This window comes from Clostridium chromiireducens, assembly GCF_002029255.1.
Classification (GTDB): Bacteria; Bacillota; Clostridia; order Clostridiales; family Clostridiaceae; genus Clostridium; species Clostridium chromiireducens.
This window is the reverse complement of record NZ_MZGT01000010.1, coordinates 20,816-38,953: the sequence shown is the minus strand read 5'-3', so window position 1 is coordinate 38,953 and position 18,138 is coordinate 20,816. Positions and strand designations below refer to the sequence as shown.

General features: G+C 30.0%; 13 protein-coding genes and 1 other annotated feature. Of the genes, 1 reads left to right on the top strand and 12 read right to left on the bottom strand.

Annotated features, from left to right (window positions below; genetic code table 11):
• Window positions 1-67 precede the first annotated feature (67 nt).
• The 7 genes from CLCHR_RS04825 to CLCHR_RS04795 form a co-directional block, all read right to left on the bottom strand.
• On the bottom strand, window positions 68-1,117 hold the full coding sequence (locus tag CLCHR_RS04825) for a 3D domain-containing protein (protein ID WP_079438562.1): 1,050 nt from the start codon (window positions 1,115-1,117) through the stop codon (window positions 68-70).
• Window positions 1,118-1,390: 273 nt separating this feature from the next.
• Window positions 1,391-2,176: a TatD family hydrolase gene (locus CLCHR_RS04820; RefSeq protein ID WP_079438561.1), complete on the bottom strand. Its 786-nt coding sequence runs from the start codon at window positions 2,174-2,176 to the stop codon at window positions 1,391-1,393.
• 263 nt (window positions 2,177-2,439) lie between these two features.
• Entirely contained in the window at window positions 2,440-4,368 is a 1,929-nt protein-coding gene (gene metG, locus CLCHR_RS04815; RefSeq protein WP_079438560.1) for a methionine--tRNA ligase, read from the bottom strand.
• Between the two features lie 192 nt (window positions 4,369-4,560).
• Window positions 4,561-4,804, bottom strand: a binding site (T-box leader).
• Between the two features lie 98 nt (window positions 4,805-4,902).
• Window positions 4,903-6,678 (bottom strand): aminopeptidase P family protein, encoded by a 1,776-nt coding sequence (locus CLCHR_RS04810; protein WP_079438559.1) that lies wholly within the window; start codon window positions 6,676-6,678, stop codon window positions 4,903-4,905.
• An 86-nt stretch (window positions 6,679-6,764) separates the two neighbouring features.
• Window positions 6,765-8,009 carry an aminopeptidase P family protein gene (locus tag CLCHR_RS04805; protein ID WP_079438558.1) on the bottom strand — a complete coding sequence of 415 codons (1,245 nt, stop codon included), beginning with the start codon at window positions 8,007-8,009 and terminating at the stop codon, window positions 6,765-6,767.
• A gap of 126 nt (window positions 8,010-8,135) precedes the next feature.
• Window positions 8,136-8,660 carry a spore maturation protein gene (locus tag CLCHR_RS04800; RefSeq protein WP_079438557.1) on the bottom strand — a complete coding sequence of 175 codons (525 nt, stop codon included), beginning with the start codon at window positions 8,658-8,660 and terminating at the stop codon, window positions 8,136-8,138.
• A gap of 52 nt (window positions 8,661-8,712) precedes the next feature.
• Window positions 8,713-9,288 carry a nucleoside recognition domain-containing protein gene (locus CLCHR_RS04795; protein WP_079438556.1) on the bottom strand — a complete coding sequence of 192 codons (576 nt, stop codon included), beginning with the start codon at window positions 9,286-9,288 and terminating at the stop codon, window positions 8,713-8,715.
• A gap of 110 nt (window positions 9,289-9,398) precedes the next feature.
• Here CLCHR_RS04795 and CLCHR_RS04790 point away from each other — a divergent pair, with 110 nt between their 5' ends.
• On the top strand, window positions 9,399-9,584 hold the full coding sequence (locus tag CLCHR_RS04790) for a hypothetical protein (protein ID WP_079438555.1): 186 nt from the start codon (window positions 9,399-9,401) through the stop codon (window positions 9,582-9,584).
• Window positions 9,585-9,721: 137 nt separating this feature from the next.
• Here the strand turns inward: CLCHR_RS04790 and CLCHR_RS04785 are convergent, their stop codons facing one another.
• The 5 genes from CLCHR_RS04785 to CLCHR_RS04765 form a co-directional block, all read right to left on the bottom strand.
• On the bottom strand, window positions 9,722-11,095 hold the full coding sequence (locus CLCHR_RS04785) for an MATE family efflux transporter (RefSeq protein WP_079438554.1): 1,374 nt from the start codon (window positions 11,093-11,095) through the stop codon (window positions 9,722-9,724).
• Window positions 11,088-11,531, bottom strand: a complete 444-nt coding sequence (locus tag CLCHR_RS04780) for a MarR family winged helix-turn-helix transcriptional regulator (protein ID WP_079438553.1) — start codon at window positions 11,529-11,531, stop codon at window positions 11,088-11,090. The genes CLCHR_RS04785 and CLCHR_RS04780 overlap by 8 nt, the downstream gene beginning before the upstream one ends.
• A gap of 260 nt (window positions 11,532-11,791) precedes the next feature.
• A complete protein-coding gene (locus tag CLCHR_RS04775; protein ID WP_079438552.1) occupies window positions 11,792-12,790 on the bottom strand; it encodes a LacI family DNA-binding transcriptional regulator in 999 nt (332 codons plus the stop codon).
• Between the two features lie 252 nt (window positions 12,791-13,042).
• Complete coding sequence (gene ileS / locus CLCHR_RS04770; protein WP_079438551.1) at window positions 13,043-16,156, bottom strand: isoleucine--tRNA ligase; 3,114 nt, start codon at window positions 16,154-16,156, stop codon at window positions 13,043-13,045.
• A gap of 704 nt (window positions 16,157-16,860) precedes the next feature.
• Complete coding sequence (locus CLCHR_RS04765) at window positions 16,861-17,913, bottom strand: FtsZ/tubulin family protein (protein WP_079438550.1); 1,053 nt, start codon at window positions 17,911-17,913, stop codon at window positions 16,861-16,863.
• Between the last annotated feature and the right edge of the window lie 225 nt (window positions 17,914-18,138).

The window sequence follows — 18,138 nt, the reverse complement described above, 5'->3', positions numbered from 1 at the left end:
ATGATAAAATAACTATAATTTAAAGAAAAAAATAGAGATAACAAATGTTATCTCTTAAAATAAGTTACTATTGTCCTGGATAAGCAACTATTAATACGTTAACTGATCTTCTTCCCCAATTATTACATTCATTTGATGAATTAAGGTATATATCAATTTTGTTGCCTTTTATAGCACCACCTGTATCAGCTGCTATTGCATATCCATAGCCCTCTACGTAAACTTTACTTCCTAATGGTATTACACGTGGATCAACTGCAATCGTACTCAAGCCACCTTGATTTCTAACAGGAGTTCTCCCTGTAGCCGTAATTGAATGGTTACTATAAGCCGTTGCTTCACAATCAAGTTTTTTCTTATAAGTTATACTTTCTCCGCCTCTACTAGCGTATACTTGACCAGTTCCTTTTACCACGATTTCATTTTTGGGTTCTAAAATAGTTTTAGTGCTCTTTATATTGCGAGAAATCTCTACTCCATCTTTATATATTATTTCATAAGTAATTTCCTTCTCACCATTAACTCCATCACTCTTAACCTTTTGAACACTACTGTCTAGATTTTCATCTTTTTCAACTATTGTATCGAAGTTAATTGTCTCTTTTTCAACAAGGTTCTTTGTTTCTACTTTGACAAGTTGTACACTTACGTCTTCTCCTAATTTAGAATCTAGTGAAGGTGATACTTCATCTACATCTTTATCAAATTCTATCCCTTGCTCTTTTAATGTATTTTTCTCTGCATTTAGCATATCCTCAATAGTATCTTCTGCTGTCTGCACCTGTACTTTTACCCCGTTTGCTTTCACTTCTACGGGAATAGCTGTCTTTAATTTAATAGTTTCTTTCTCAGATACTTTGGATTCCAAGGATGGTTGCACTTTATCTTTTTCGGATAATTGTATCCCCTTTTCTTGCAACACATCTTTAACAGTCCCCTTGTACGTGACAAAAGTCTCTTCTTTACCGTCTATACTAATTATGAGCGTATTTCTCATGCTCATTATTGTCACTGCTACAACAACTACAATTAACATTGTAATTGCCCCTATTAAAATTTTTGCCTTCGGACCGTTAGAAAAACTTTTCATTGTGAATTCTTTCAATTTTTCTATCATTAATTTCCCTCCTTTGGCAAGAGTGTCTTTTGAATTATATATTATTATTCTAGACTTGTCAAATTTGTAACCTCTTGCATTATAATGAAGCATAGCAATAATGCACCCTGTGCATAATAAATAATAATATAAAATGATAGCAGTTTTAAATATTACTTCATTAATAAAGTTAAGAATTTAATGATATTAAGTTTTGGAAACCTTTTACTTTTTATGTGTAAATATAAATTAAATGTTGGAAATAATAAATAAATGTACAAAATATATTTTACCTTATATTTCCTTTTTAATCAATCTCAAAAAATTCTCATTAAAGCTCAAATTTGCCTTGTAAGGGTCAATTTCTTTGATTTCAGCAATTCTTGTAATTATATATTCAATATAATCCGATTTATTACGTTTTCCTCTATTAGGCTCAGGTGCCATATATGGACAATCAGTTTCAACAAGGATTCTTTCTAATGGTATTTCCTTTGCCACTTCAATTATTTTTTTTGCATTTTTGAATGTTATAACTCCAGTAAATCCTATATAGTATCCAAGTTTTATACATTCTTTGGCAAACTCCACACTTCCTGAAAAGCAATGTATTACTCCTGTAACCTCTGGAAATTCTTTCATTATTTCTAGAGTATCACTATGTGCATCTCTATCATGAATTACTACTGGAAGTCCTAATTCTTTCGCTAAGTTCATTTGTTTTCTAAACGCGTCTTTTTGTACATCCTTAGGTGGATTTTCATCCCAATAATAATCTAGACCAATCTCCCCTATCGCTACTATCTTATCATTGATGTCTATATAATTTCTGATTTCTTGTATTGCACTTTCTTTAAGTTCGTATGCATTTTCTGGATGTATTCCTAATGCACCAAACATAAAATCATATTCTTTTGTCAATTTATCTGTAGCACTTAGACTATTATATGATGATGCGCAATTTAATACTCCAACAACTCCATTTTTCTTAATTTCTTCTAATACCAGTTCTCTATCCTCATTAAAAGCGTCATCATCATAATGTGCATGACTATCTATTATTTTAAATTTTTCTTCCATAACTTTATATCCCTTTCCTTTGTTTTATAACTATATATTTTTTATTATATCCAATAATTTGCACTTGTTAAACTAATACTCTAAATTTTTATTTTGACACGTAACTGACATATTCCTGTCGTAAAATTAAATTGTAAAGTAGTTAAAGCATTATTATTTACCCCTTTAACCATTAGTTTTATATGGTTAAAGAACGTCTCACTCCCCTAAGTGAGACGTTCTTTTTATGCTTATAATAAAGTAAAAAGCAATGTATAATACGCTTATCTTACTATGCTACCAGATTCTAATTCCCCTGGATTTACAGCCTTTAATATGCTATCATCATCACTTGCAGCACATAAAATCATTCCTTGAGATAACTCTCCTCTAAGTTTTGCAGGTTTTAAATTAGCAACCAATACTACGTTCTTTCCTATTAATTCTTCAGGTTTATAATAACTTGCTATTCCTGATACTACCTGTCTTTCTTCTCCACCCAAATCAACTTTTAACTTCAATAACTTTTTAGCACCTTTTATTGGCTCACAAGCTAATACTTTAACTACCCTTAAATCAATCTTCTCAAAATCTTCTATTGTGATTTCTTCTTTTATCGGCGTAATTTCTCTCTTTGCAGGCTGAGAAGCCGCTCTTAAAGCTTCAAGTTCTTCTAATTTTTTGTCAACATCTATTCTTGGGAATAAATTTTCTGCTTTAACCATCTTTGTTCCAGTCTTTGTTCCATCAAATGACTTCAGTGAATCCCATGAAATCTCTTCTGTATTAATTTGATTATTAATTTTCTTAGCTGTATCTGGAAGAAATGCTGAAATCATTACTGATGCAAATCTAAGACTCTCAGCTAAATTATAAAGTACTGTTCCAAGTCTAGCTTTTTTACTTTCATCTTTGGCTAATATCCATGGAGTTGTTTCGTCTATATACTTATTAGCTCTTCTTATTAATTCAAAAACATATTCTAATGCTTGAGGTATATTCAATTCATTTATAGCTGCTTCAATTTTAGCTGGTGCAGCCAATGCTAATCCTATCAATTCGTCATCAATAGCTTCCTTTTCAGATTGAGCAGGCATATCCCCACCAAAATACTTTTCAACCATTGCAACAGTTCTTGATAAAAGATTACCTAAGTCGTTACAAAGATCAGAATTAATCTTCTTTATAAATATTTCATTATTAAATAATCCATCTGCTCCAAAAGGAATTTCTTTTAATAGATAATATCTTACCGGATCTACTCCAAACTCATTTACAAGTACAACTGGATCTACTACATTACCCTTAGATTTTGACATTTTTCCACCATCTACAAGTAACCATCCATGACCAAAAACTTGCTTTGGAAGTGGTAAATCTAAAGCCATTAGCATTATAGGCCAATAAATGGTATGGAATCTTAAAATATCTTTTCCTATTAAATGTACATCTGCTGGCCAATATTTATCGTATAATTCCTTATTATCTTGGCCATATCCAAGAGCAGTTATATAGTTTGATAGTGCATCAATCCAAACATATACAACGTGGCCCTCATCGAAAGTTACAGGCACTCCCCAGTTAAAGCTAGTTCTTGAAACGCAAAGATCTTGAAGTCCTGGTCTTAAGAAGTTATTTAGCATTTCATTCTTTCTTGATTCTGGTTGGATGAATTCTGGATGATTCTCAATGTACTTTATTAATCTATCTGCATATTTGCTCATCTTAAAGAAATAAGCTTCTTCCTTTGATTTTTCAACTGGCCTTCCACAGTCTGGACAATTACCCTTTTCTAACTGCGTATCAGTCCAAAATGATTCACAAGGGGTACAATACCACCCTTCATAAGAGCTCTTATATATATCTCCTTGATCATATAACTTTTTAAATATATCTTGAACAGCTTTAATATGATAATCGTCAGTAGTTCTAATAAATTTATCATAGCTTATATTCATCATGCCCCAAAGATCTTTAATCCCTGCAACTACTTCATCTACATGTTCCTTAGGTGTAATTCCCTTTTCTTCAGCTATTCTTTGGATTTTTTGACCATGCTCATCAGTTCCTGTTAAGAACATTACATCGAATCCTGTCAATCTCTTAAATCTAGCAATTGCATCAGCTGCAACTGTAGTATAAGTATTTCCTATATGAAGTTTTGTTGATGGGTAATAGATTGGTGTAGTAATATAATATGTTTTTTTACACATTTCTTCTGTTCCTCCTTATTTTCAATCAATATTTTTACATGTTGCAATTCATGGAAAATTATAATTAAGTTGCCTAAATACATCTATTGCGGGCTTCACTTATAACTCTTCCCATAATTGCACGAGTAAATTCTACATTGAAAACTATATTTATATAATAAAAAAATCTCTATGTAATTTCTAAAAAAATTACATAGAGACGTATTACACGCGTTACCACTCTAATTCTTATTTATCTCACAATAAATAACTCAGTAGGTGACCATCATCACCCTGCAATATAACGGTTGCTCCCGTATTTTCCTAACTAAACAACTTTAGCTCAAAAAATATGCTCTAAGTCCATCTTCATAAAATTCACAAACGCTAACTTTCAGCATATATTAGCTCTCTTATAGAATGATTCTTTTATTACTCTTCTTTTCATAGCATTTTTATTATATTAATCTACTATTTATGATAATACTCAAATTATTTACATTATACTATTTGTTTCACTTAGAAGCAATAGGATAATTTTCTATTAAATACATTTTATATTTCTCTAGTAACTTCCTTAAGGAATTGCTTTTCATCATCATTTAATAAAGGACTTAATTTTTCATAAGTTTCTTTATGATAATTATTTAACCACTCCCTTTCATCCCTAGTTAATAATTCTGCGTCTATCCCTTCTATATCTATAGGACAATATGACAAAGTTTCAAATTTATAAAACTCCCCAAATTCATCATTTTTTTCAGCTTCGATAACTAACATGATATTTTCTGTTCTTATTCCATGTTTACCTTCTCTATATATTCCTGGTTCATTAGTTAATATCATTCCTGGTTCTAAAGCAATTTTATTTGGAATTGGTCTTATTGTTTGTGGTCCTTCGTGAACACTTAAGCAAAAACCTACTCCATGTCCTGTTCCGCATTTATAATCTATGCCTTCTTCCCACAAAACCCTTCTACTTAATATATCAATATTAGATCCTGTAGTTCCTTTTAAAAACCTAGCTTTCATGAGATTAATATGTGCCTTTAATACTAATGTGAAATCTCTTTTTTCTTCTTCACTTATTTGGCCTAATATGATACTACGTGTTATATCAGTAGTCCCATCGAAATATTGCCCCCCACTGTCGACTAACAGTATTCCTTCTTTTTCTAATTTATATGCGCTTTCTTCTGTCGCTGAATAGTGCATCATAGCAGCATGCTCTTTGTATCCTGAAATTGTTCCAAAACTTTCTTCAATAAATAAATCACCTTGACTTCTAATTTCGCATAATTTATCTGCTAAAGTAAGCTCTGTAATTGTCTCTTTATCAACATTTTCCTTAATCCACTTAATAAACTTTACCATTGCAACTCCATCTCTAAGTTGACAATTTTTAATACTTTTTACTTCTGTATTATTTTTTATGGCCTTTAATCTTGTAGATATATTCAATTCTTCTATTTTCTTCACATCATCACGTATCTGCTCGTATATGTAAGCACTTACCTTATCAGAATCTAATATAACGCTATCCTTTATTTCCTTTATATCCTTAAATACATCTTCATAGCTTTTTATTTCTATTCCTTCGCTAGATAATTTTTCTTTATCTATACCTGATACTTTTTCTTCATTAGTATATAGCACTGCTTCTTTCTCATCTATTAGCGCATATGCTAATACTACTGGCGTATACTTTACATCATTACCTCTAATATTATAAAGCCAAGCTATATCATCCAAAGATGCTATAATATATGATTTTCCACCTAATTTCTTCATTTCATTTCTTACTTCTTGTATTTTTTCACCAGCAGACTTTCCACAATATTTTATATCATGTAAGAAAATCATTTCCTTAGGCATTTTAGGCTTATCTATCCAAATTTGATCAATTAAATCTTTATCCATAACAATGTTTATATTTTTATTTTCTTTTATTCTTAGAATCTCTTTATATTGATTAACCGATACTACTCTACCATCAAAGCTTAAAGTTTGCCCCTCGGCCATATTATCAATTAACCATTCTTCTAAAGTTGGCCATCCTGGAATTCCAATCTTAAACAGTTCTACCCCGGAATCCTTTAATTGCTCATTAGCTTGTATAAAGTATCTTCCATCTGTCCATAGAATTGCCTTTTCCCTTCCTATTATGGCTGTTCCTGCTGAGCCTGTAAATCCAGTTATATACGCTCTTGATTTAAAGCATTCAGCCACATATTCACTTTGATGAAAATCTCCACTTGGCACTATATAATAATCTATCTTTTCTTTCTTCATTAGTTCTCTTAATTTTTGTATTTTCTCTGATACTTTCATATTCATCCCCACTATAAATTATTTCTTATTCTAATATCCAAAAGAAAATAACCAGTTAATATACCTATTATTTTCTTCATTCTATCTTACTTCATAAATTCTTCAATCTCACTAATTTCTTTTATCATATTCTTTGTTAGAACTTCACATCCATCTTTAGTAACTAAAATATCATCTTCTATTCTTATACCTATGCTTTCCTCGCCTATATATATTCCTGGTTCTACAGTAAATACCATTCCTTCAGTAAATATAAATTCTCTTCCGTGAATTCCCAAGTCATGAGTATCTAATCCTAAACTATGTCCTATACTATGCCAATAATATTTTGTAACTTCACTTTTTTCTTTAATAATTCCTAGTTTAATGCATTCTTCAGCAATTAAATCTCTAGCCCATATATTAAGTTCCTTTGAATCAATTCCTGGTTTTATTCTATCAATAACCGCTTTATTAACTCTAAGAACAGCTTCATAAACTTCCTTTTGTCTATCTGTAAACTTTCCATTTACCGGAAACACCCTGGTTATATCTGCATTGTATAAGTTCCATTGTGCCCCTAAATCAAAAAGTATTAAATCTCCATCCTTTATCTCACTATTATTTTCTACATAATGAAGTATCGTCGCATTTTTACCTGACGCTGCTATTGTTCTAAATGCAAAATCCTTAACACCTTTAGTTTTACATTCAAAATCAAAATATGCCTCAAGCTCATATTCCTTCATCCCAGCTTTTGCATTTCTCATTAAAGATTTTACACCATCAATTGTAATCTCTATTGCCTTTTTCATTTCTTCTATTTCTTGCTCAGATTTAGTCATTCTTAGCGGTGCAATCTTGTTTGAAAAGTTCTTTATTGTAAGCTGAGGATATTTATCTTTGATTTCTTTTGCAAAAATATTAGCTATTGAATCAGCTTCATCAATATCTTCTCTATCTAAATCCAAGTATAAATTAATTTCTTCAGCTCCTTTAACCAATCTATTTATATATGAATTAAAGTCCTTTATATATACTACGTCTTGTATCCCTGATATTTCTCTTCCTTCGCTATCTCTTAATGTCTTTCCATTCCACATTTCCTTATCTAAATCTATATCTTTTAAAAACAATTTTTCATTTATAACATCTTTATATTTAGATAATACAAGAATATGTTCTTGTTCTTGTATTCCTGTTAAATAGTAGAAATTTCTACTTGGAGTAAATTCATATAACTCATCACCTGTTTTTTTGCATGGCTTTCCTGCAAATAATATTACTATTGAATTATTTTCTATTGTTTCTATAAATTTTTTTCTATTATCTATATAAGTACTCTTATCCATAAACCTAGCCTCTTTCTTTCTACAAATATTTCTTTCTCTAAATATGATACTGCAAAAATTTATACAAATAAAGGTACTTAATGACAATAAGAAATTAATATACCAAAACTTTTGTCACTAGGATACCTAAACTAAAAATAAATTAACCACAAATACAGCCATAATTATTGCTGTAAGATCAGCGAAAACTGCTGCCCATAAAGTATGCCGTATTTTTTTTACCTTTACTGCACCAAAGTAAACTGTAATTGTATAAAATATCGTTTCTGTACTTCCCATTACAACTGATGCTATAAGCCCAGTTCTTGTATCTGGTCCGAAACTTTTTATTACATCTGTAAATACACCAATAGCCCCACTTCCTGATAGCGGCTTTATTATTAATAGTGGAATTAGCTCTTTTGGCAATCCTATTAAGTTTCCGATTGGAGCTATTAAGTTATTTAACAAATTCATTAAGTTCGCTTCCTTAAATATTTGTACAGCAATTATCATAGCTAAAAGGTACGGAAAGATTCTTAACGTTACCATTAGACCATCTTTAGCGCCTTCAATAAACCACTCATAGACTTTTCGTCCCTTAAACATTCCATATGTTATAATAAGTAAAAATATTATTGGTATTATGCTTTTACTCAAATAATTAAACATACTATTTATTATTCCTCCTGCAAAATTAATTATGATGATACTATTTCATTTCCTAAAAATATCTCTGCAAAATTTTACAACATATTACTCCAACTATTGCTGCAGTTGCTGTAGATACTAGCGTAGGTAGTATTATCACTCCTGCATTTGCTGAATTACAAGCTGCCCTTATTGAAATTATCGTAGATGGTATTAATTGAATACATGTCGCGTTTAAGACCAGAAAAAGTGCCATGTCATTAGATGCAGTTCCCTTATCTCTATTAAGCCTATCCATTTCTTCCATTGCTTTAATTCCAAAAGGTGTTGCAGCGTTAGATAATCCCATCATATTAGCAGTAAGATTCATGACTATAGCACCTAAAGCCTTTTCATCCTTAGCAACTTCTTTAAATATACGCTTAAGAATAGGCTTTAATAATTTAGATATTTTTTCTGTAAGACCACTATTTTCCGCTACCTTCATAACTCCACACCAGAAACACATTATTCCTGTAAGTTCTATAATAAAAGTTACGGTACTACTACTAGAATTTACTATAGCCTTGGAAATTACTTCTCCATTTCCACTTAGTAATCCAACTAAAACACCAAAAAATATTAAAATGAACCAAATATAATTTATCATATTCTCCCCCATAGTATAATTGTTCTTTACATTTATATTCCTTGCACTTATTTTTTAGTAGTGATAGGATATAGTTACTAAACATAATTATATTTAAGAGGAGAACTTTTATGGACGATTTAAATTTAAAAATAGCTCAACAAGATGTAGAGGAAGCTTTAAAAACTGTAGAAGATATAGAAAAATTTATAACTGATAATGAACCTTCAAAGGAACTACTAAAAGAAAAGTTTATTAATCTATCATCTAGAGTTCAAAAATTAGAGAATATTTTAAAAACCGAAGGAATCCTTTAAACTACATATAATATAATTAAAAGCACAGGTAATACTACTGTATTCCTGTGCTTTATATATTGTTTTTATATACCCATTCCCCAGATATAAGTTGTTATTTCGATAAAGTTTAAGAAAAATATTTAAATTCAAATCCTTTAATTTTCAAGTATAACTTTTTGTGGTTTTTTATTTTCTACTAGTTCCTTTGATTTTCTTACAAACACCACATATGTTATTATGACTGATAAAAAGTCAGAAGTCGCTCCTGCAATCCATACGCCATCTAATCCCTTAAACATAGGGATTATTAAGAGACATGGAATCAATATTATAACCTGCCTTAACAGACTTAATAACATTGATATTTTAACTTTTCCAGTAGATTGGAAGTAATTAGTGACTATAATTTGCCCTCCTACAAATGGAAGCATAAGTAAAAATATTCTCATTCCGTGGGATGTAACTTCTATAAGAGAAGGATCATTGTTAAACACTTTAACTAATAGCTCTGAAGCTGCTTCTATAACTATAAATCCTACTGTAACAATTATAGTTGCCGCAATAACTCCATATCTTACAGCTTGCTTTACTCTATCATATTTTTTAGCGCCAAAGTTATATCCTATTATAGGCTGGAGCCCTTGATTTAATCCAAAAATCGGCATTAAAAACACCATAGCCAGACTACCTATTATTGTCATAGCGCTTACTGCTATATCTCCACCATATATTTGCAAAGAATTATTTGCAATTATTTGCACGGCGCTTTGGGCAATTTGCATACTAAACGGACTTACTCCTATAGCAATTATCCCCATTACAGATTTTTTATCGAGTCTTAAATTCTTCTTCCTAATTTTAAGGGTACTAGATCCTTTAGTAAAATAATATAAAATCCAAATACTGCTTATTAATTGTGCAACAACGGTTCCAAGTGCTCCTCCTCTAACTCCTAAATTTAAACCAAATATAAATATAGGGTCTAATATAATATTTATAATAGCACTCATAAGCATTGATGCCATTGCTATTTTAGGACTTCCATCGCTTCTAATTGAATGATTAAGACCAAAACTAATCATATTAAATATGCATCCAATAAAAATTACTTGAATAAAATCTTCTCCGTAACCTATAATATTTTCGCTTGCTCCAAACATTTTTAATAATGGATTTGAAAATACTAGTCCAAATACTGTTAAAAAAATACTTATTATTATTATTAGTGTGAATGCATTCCCTAATAACTTTTCAGCGCTTTCTTTATCATGCTCTCCAAGCTTTATTGATATCTTTGTAGCTGTACCAATTCCAATTAACATACCAAATGCTAATATTATAGTCATAAGTGGCATAGTTACTCCAACACCGGCCATAGCTAGATTTCCTATTCCTTCTATATGCCCAATAAATATTCTATCAATAATATTATATAAAGTATTTACTAACATACCTATAATAGCTGGAATAGAAAACTCCAACAATAATTTCCCTACACTCATTTCTTCTAATCTCTTTTGATTATTCATATAATTCCCCCTTACTTATCAAAGAACTTTTAGATAGTTTATTTAATAATTTCATTAATTCTTCAGATTCCTCATTTGTAAAACAACTCCTAATTTTATCTTCCCATTCTTCCATTATTAAAAATACTTCTTCTTTTATTTGCTCTGCTTTTTCTGTGAGTTCCAGCATATAAGCCCGTCTATCACTTTCCTTTTTAATTCTCCTCACATAACCTTTATCTTCTAGTTTCTTTATGGCTCTTGCTGTAGTTGCTTTATCTAGCTTAACCTTCTCTGTTAATTCTTCCTGTGTTATTCCTGGATTCTTATAAAGATTTAACAAGAATAGGTATTGGCCTGAACCTATTTCAAACTTACTAAACCTTTTGCTAAAATACATACAACTAGATCTATGAATCTCACCAATATATTTGCCTATATGTTGGTAACCTTCCATCTCTCTTCTCTCCTATCATACTATTAAATAAATATAGTCTCATACACTGCCCATATTTATCACATATTCAAATTAATGGTTGCACTAATTATATTAACATTAGATAGTTGCGAGTGCAACTATCTAAATTTTGGACAATAAATGACTGTTTCGAAATAATACTTAATTATTTTGAAACAGTCATCTTAAAGCTTATAGATTAATTATTTTAGTAATCGTTAAAATCAAATATAGATTTTAGAAATTACTTTTATTCCTTACTAAACCGTACTTTCTCTTTCAACTAACTGATGCTCTAAAACATAATGTGGTTCATCTAATTCTTTTTTATTTAACATTTTAATAAGCATTCTCATTGCAACTGATCCCATGTCATAAGTTGGTTGAGAAATTGTTGTAATCTTTGGATAGAATATTGATGCTGCAAAATTATCATTAAATCCAACCACGCTAACATCTTTAGGAACTTTTATTTTATTGTCTCTTAGAGCATTTATTGCGCCCATTGCTATATCATCTGATGCACATATGACACCCTTAAACTTCTTATTTTGTTTTAAGAATTTTTGTATTCCTTCGTATCCACTTTTTACTTTCATTGAGCTTAGGTACACTAACTCAGAATCTATTTCAATTCCTGATTCTTTCATGGCATTTTCATACCCGATATACCTATCTCCCCATGCATTTCTGCTTTCCTTTTCTGGTCCTATAAAAGCAATTTCTTTTATTCCTTTTTCAATTAATAACTTTGTGCTATCATAACTAGCCTTAACGTTATCAATTGTTACACTCGGTAATAGTCCTTCTTTATCTCTAGTTTCAACTAACACGGTTTTTAAATCTAATTCATTGATTAATTCTAATATTTCTTCATTTAAAGAACTACTCATGTAAATTACACCATCAACCATTTTTTCTTTAAGTACTCTTAAATATTCTTTTTCCTTTTCTATATCAAGGTCTGAATTACACAATATTATATTGTAATCGTATATATTTGAAACGTCCTCAGCACCTCTTACAATCTCTGGATAGAATTGATTTGATATATCCGGAAGTAAAATTCCTATTGTTTTTGTTCTTTGAGTTTTTAAACTTCTTGCGACTATATTAGGTCTATATCCAAGTTTCTTAATTGCATCTAATACCTTTTTCTTAGTATCTTCGTTTACTACATCGATATCATTTAAAACTCTAGAAACAGTTGCAATTGATACTCCAGCCTCTTTTGCAACATCCTTAATAGAAGTAGCCATTATTATTCCTCCTTTGAATTTTTCTAGATAATTTCATTATACTAATATATTACATTATAAATCAACAGAACTTACAATAATTTATTATTTTATTCTAAGTTTTGTCAGAAATCATAGTTTTTAAACTTAAATTCATAATTTTATTAAAAGATCTTAAGTATAATAATAAGTTAGTATTATTTTAACTAGAATTAATATAAAACAAAATGGCTAGGAACTCCAAGAGAATCTTTTTATTCCTAGCCGATTTCATTATTTTATTACTTCGACATTCATATTTAGCACTTCACCATTTATAACTGTTTCTGAGTAAGCAGTTTCTTGGTTATAAATAATTTCAGAAGTTAAAGTTTCTTTCTTAATTGTTTCTTCAAATTTTCTAATAATATCTATTAACATATTATTATTTGCTACATAAAGGTTAATCCTATCTGCAACTTCAAACCCTTTATCTTTTCTCATGTTCTGAATCTTTGAAATAATTTCTCTTACATGCCCTTCTTCTTGAAGTTCTGGTGTTACTGTTGTATCTAAAACAACTCCTAGTTCACCTTCCCCTGCAAATGCATAACCTTCTAATCCCTGCATAGTAACTAAAAGATTTTCGTTTGTAAGAACTATTTCTATATAATTGACAACTATAGTTTCGCTTCCACCATTTTGAATCTTTTGAGCTAATTCCATTTGATTCTTTTCTGAAATTGCCTTTCTGATTTGAGGAATTAATTTACCGTACATTTTACCTATAACAGGTAGGTTAGGTTTAATTTCGAAGTTAACATATTTAGAAAGGTCAGCTCCTAATTCAACCATCTTGATATTTAATTCTTCTTTTACTATATCTCCATAATATTCTGGAAGTGATTTTGTTGAAATAAGCAGCTCTGAAAGCGGCTGTCTATTTTTAATGTTAGCAGCATTTCTAGCACTTCTTCCAAGCTTAACTAATGTGTAAGCTAAATCCATTTCCTTTTCTAATTCTTCATTTATAGCTTCTTTATTCACTTCTGGCCATGTGCATAAGTGAATACTTTCTGGAGCATTCTTATCAAGATTTAAAACTAAATTTTGATAAATCTCTTCTGTCATAAATGGTACAAATGGCGATGCTACCTTAACTAGGTTAACTAACACTTTATATAATGTTACATAAGCACCAATTTTATCATCTGTTAATTCTTGTGTCCAGTATCTAGATCTGTTTCTTCTTACATACCAGTTTGATAATTCATCTGTAAAGTCTTCAATAGCTAAAGCTGCTTGAGTAATCTTATAAGTGTTTAATCCATCATCAACTGTTTCAATTAATGTGTTTAGCTTAGATATAATCCATTTATCCATCACGTTGTCTGAAACAAAATCAGCATAATTAGTTGGATCAAAATTATCTATTTCAGCATATAAAACATAGAATGAATATACGTTCCATAAAGTACCTAAGAACTTTCTTTGAGTTTCTGCAACATCATCAACTGAGAATCTTGTTGGAAGCCATGGAGCACTTGCAGTATAGAAATGCCATCTTGTAGCATCTGCACCTTGACTGTTTAACACTTCAAATGGATCAACAACATTTCCTTTAGACTTAGACATCTTAAGTCCCTTTTTATCTAATACGTGACCTAATACTATACAGTTTTCAAATGGATTTGTATCAAATAAACATGTTGATAAAGCCATTAATGTATAGAACCATCCTCTTGTTTGGTCAACAGCTTCTGATATAAATTGAGCTGGAAAATTCTTTTCAAATTTTTCTTTATTTTCAAATGGATAGTGCCATTGTGCAAAAGGCATTGACCCTGAATCAAACCAACAGTCAATTACTTCATTAGTTCTACTCATTTCCTTTCCGCATTCAGAACATTTTAACTTGATTCCATCTACATAAGGTTTGTGTAATTCTATTCCCTTGCAATCTGTAGTTGCCTTTTCTTCTAATTCAGCTCTACTTCCTATACAATCTCTGTGACCACATTCACATTGCCATATTGGAAGTGGTGTACCCCAGTATCTATCTCTTGAAATACCCCAGTCAATAACATTTTCAAGGAACTTACCAAATCTTCCTGTTCTAATGTTATCAGGATACCAATTTACTTTATTATTATTTTCAAGTAATTTATCTCTCATTTGAGTCATTGCAACAAACCAACTATCTTTTGGATAGTATAAAAGTGGTGTGTCACATCTCCAGCAATGAGGATATGAGTGAAGATGTTTGTGCTTATTAAATAATTTATTATTTTCTTCTAAGTAATTACAGATACTTTCATCGCACTTCTTAACAAATTTTCCTGCCCATGGAGTTACTTCTTCAACAAAGTTACCACTTGCATCTACTAAGTTTACAAATGTAATACCATTTTGCTTTGCAACAAGACTATCGTCTTCACCATAAGCTGGTGCAATGTGTACTATACCAGTACCATCTGAAAGTGTTACATAATCTCCATGAATTACTACAAATGCTTTACCTTCAACCTTAGCAAAAGGTAATAATTGTTCATATTCAGTACCTAGTAATTCTTCACCTTTATATTCTTTGATTACTTCATGTTCTGTATCTCCAAGAACAGTTCCAATTAAGTCCTTAGCTAATACATAAACTTCCTCACCAACTTTAACATCAGCATATGTGTATGCTTTATTTATACATAATGCTAAGTTAGATGGTAATGTCCAAGGAGTTGTTGTCCAAGCAAGAATGTACTTGTTTTCTTCTCCTTTAACTTTAAACTTTGCAGTTGCAGTTAAATCTTTAACATCTTTATACCCTTGAGCAACTTCATGAGATGATAAAGCCGTTCCACATCTTGGACAGTAAGGCATTACCTTATGACCTTTATATAATAAACCTTTATCCCATAACTTCTTTAATGCCCACCATTCTGATTCTATATAATCATCATGATAAGTTACATATGGATCTTCCATATCAACCCAGAATCCTATTTGATGTGACATCTCTTCCCATAAACTAACATATGAAAATACACTATCTTTACATTCTTTAATGAAATTTTCTACACCGAAATCTTCAATTTGCTCTTTTCCTGAAATTCCAAGCTTCTTTTCTATTTCAAGTTCAACTGGAAGACCATGAGTATCCCATCCTGCTTTTCTTAGAACTCTATGTCCCTTCATAACTTTATATCTTGGAATAATATCTTTCATAACTCTAGTTAAAATATGACCAACGTGAGGTCTTCCATTTGCTGTTGGAGGTCCATCATAGAAAGTAAAATATTCTCCATCCTGATTTGAATCAAAGCTTTTTTTGATAATATCTCTTTCTTTCCAAAGCTTTGCTATGTCTTTTTCCATGTTGACGGTACCTTTTGACGAATCTACCTTATTGTACATTAAAAATTCCCCTTTCATTCTGAGTAAACTATATATTTTCCTCAATAATTTTTCAAAATTTATATATTTTTCTAAACGTAAAAAAACTCCATCCTACAGGACGAAGTTGAATTCGCAAACCACCTAAGGCAAAACATCTAAAAAATAATATTAAATGCTTTATTTCAAGTACATACATACTCTATCCTTTAACGCAGGCTGTTACGTGATAACTTATTGGGCATTAATGCTTTTCAGTCTCCAACTCCTAGGTGATTTTCTCCGAGATTTATTATAGCTTTGCACCATACAGCTACTCTCTAAAAATAATATCTAAGGTACTTTTCCTAATCATAGTCTTTTATTGTAATATTATATATTAATGATTTTTAAATGTCAATTAATAGTATCTTGTAAGATAAAGTTCTATTAATATTAATACACTTATTTATTTACCTATAGTTTACCTAAATGTTATATTGTATTCATTAACATCAAATATAACAGAGAAAAGGTAACCATGATGTTTTTTCAATAATTGTGGACAAATAATAGATTATGATATTGGCACATGCATACCTTGCAATAAGGTTTATAATTGTATATATTGATCCATAAATTTATTATAAAGTACTAATATATACTTTTAATATAAAATAAAAAAGCTATTTCTACGTAGGTGTAGTAATTCCTACTTAGAAATAGCTTTTTATATTATTATATATTTAATCAAAAGAGAATTCTAATTCATCATTATTATACTCACTTAACTCTTCAATTTTAGGGTTATTTTCCTTACCAACATTCTCATCAATATTTATAATGATTCCCCTGTCCCTGCTCCTTGATAATTTTCTTTTAGATTTATCATCTAACGCCATTTTAACTAACTTAATTGACTCAGTAGGTGTGTCACATCCACCTAGAACAACTATATTGAAATCATTGTTATAGGTAATATATGTGCTTTTATAAACTTCAAAGCATTTTGATACTTCATTTGGATCGTATCCGTCTATTTTTAAATTTATCCCTAAATAATCACAATCATATGTGTCAGGTTGAGCAAATACACTGTTTTTTATAGCCAGATCTATTGCCGTCTTTTCATCCTTTAAACCATCATAAAGCTTTAAAACAATACCAGATCCTTCAGCAGTATTTATTCTAAACGAATCCTTTTTATCAATATTTCCATCAATATGAATTCCCATTAGATTGTATGCTAAATCTAAGCTTTCAATCACTTCATTGTTTATTTCTTTATAAGTATTTCTTTTATTATTATCAACAAACTTAATATCACTAATTGAATCAATTACACCATTAATGTCATTCCAACATTCTATTGTATTCTTAAATGATAGTTGATCTTCTGTCAGGCTTGGAAGAATTGCTACTACATTAATTTTTGTAGTTGGAATAGCAGCTGAAGCTATCTGTATGAACGTCTTGATTGCGCCAGATCCCGTCCCCCCTGCCATGCTTGTAAAAACAACCATAACTTCTGTTTGAGGATACTTTCTTAATAAAGTTCCTATTGCATTTGCATTATCTTTTATCATCTCTTTTGATTTATTTCTATCTCTGCCAGATCCATCTGTCCCTGGATATAAATAAACGTTTTTATCTATATTTGCATTTTTTAATGGTTTAATATCAAATAAACTACTATTAAAAAATAATCCATTATAATTCTTATTTCTACCTAACAGACCATCAACAATGTTACCTGCACCTTGTCCTAATGCAACTAATAATATTTTGCTCTTTTCCATAATAATCCCCCTATTTAATCAATATATATCGGATTTTTTACTATTCTAAAAGATTTTTTGATTTTTTGATTTTTATATGCCTGTATTTATTGTATAATAGTTATTAGAAATATTTTATTACATTACAATTTTATACTATATTTATTAATATTTAAAGGATATTTAATATAAATAAGTAATTTAAGGTTAAAATAAGTAATATAATCGAATAAGGTAAAAACACTT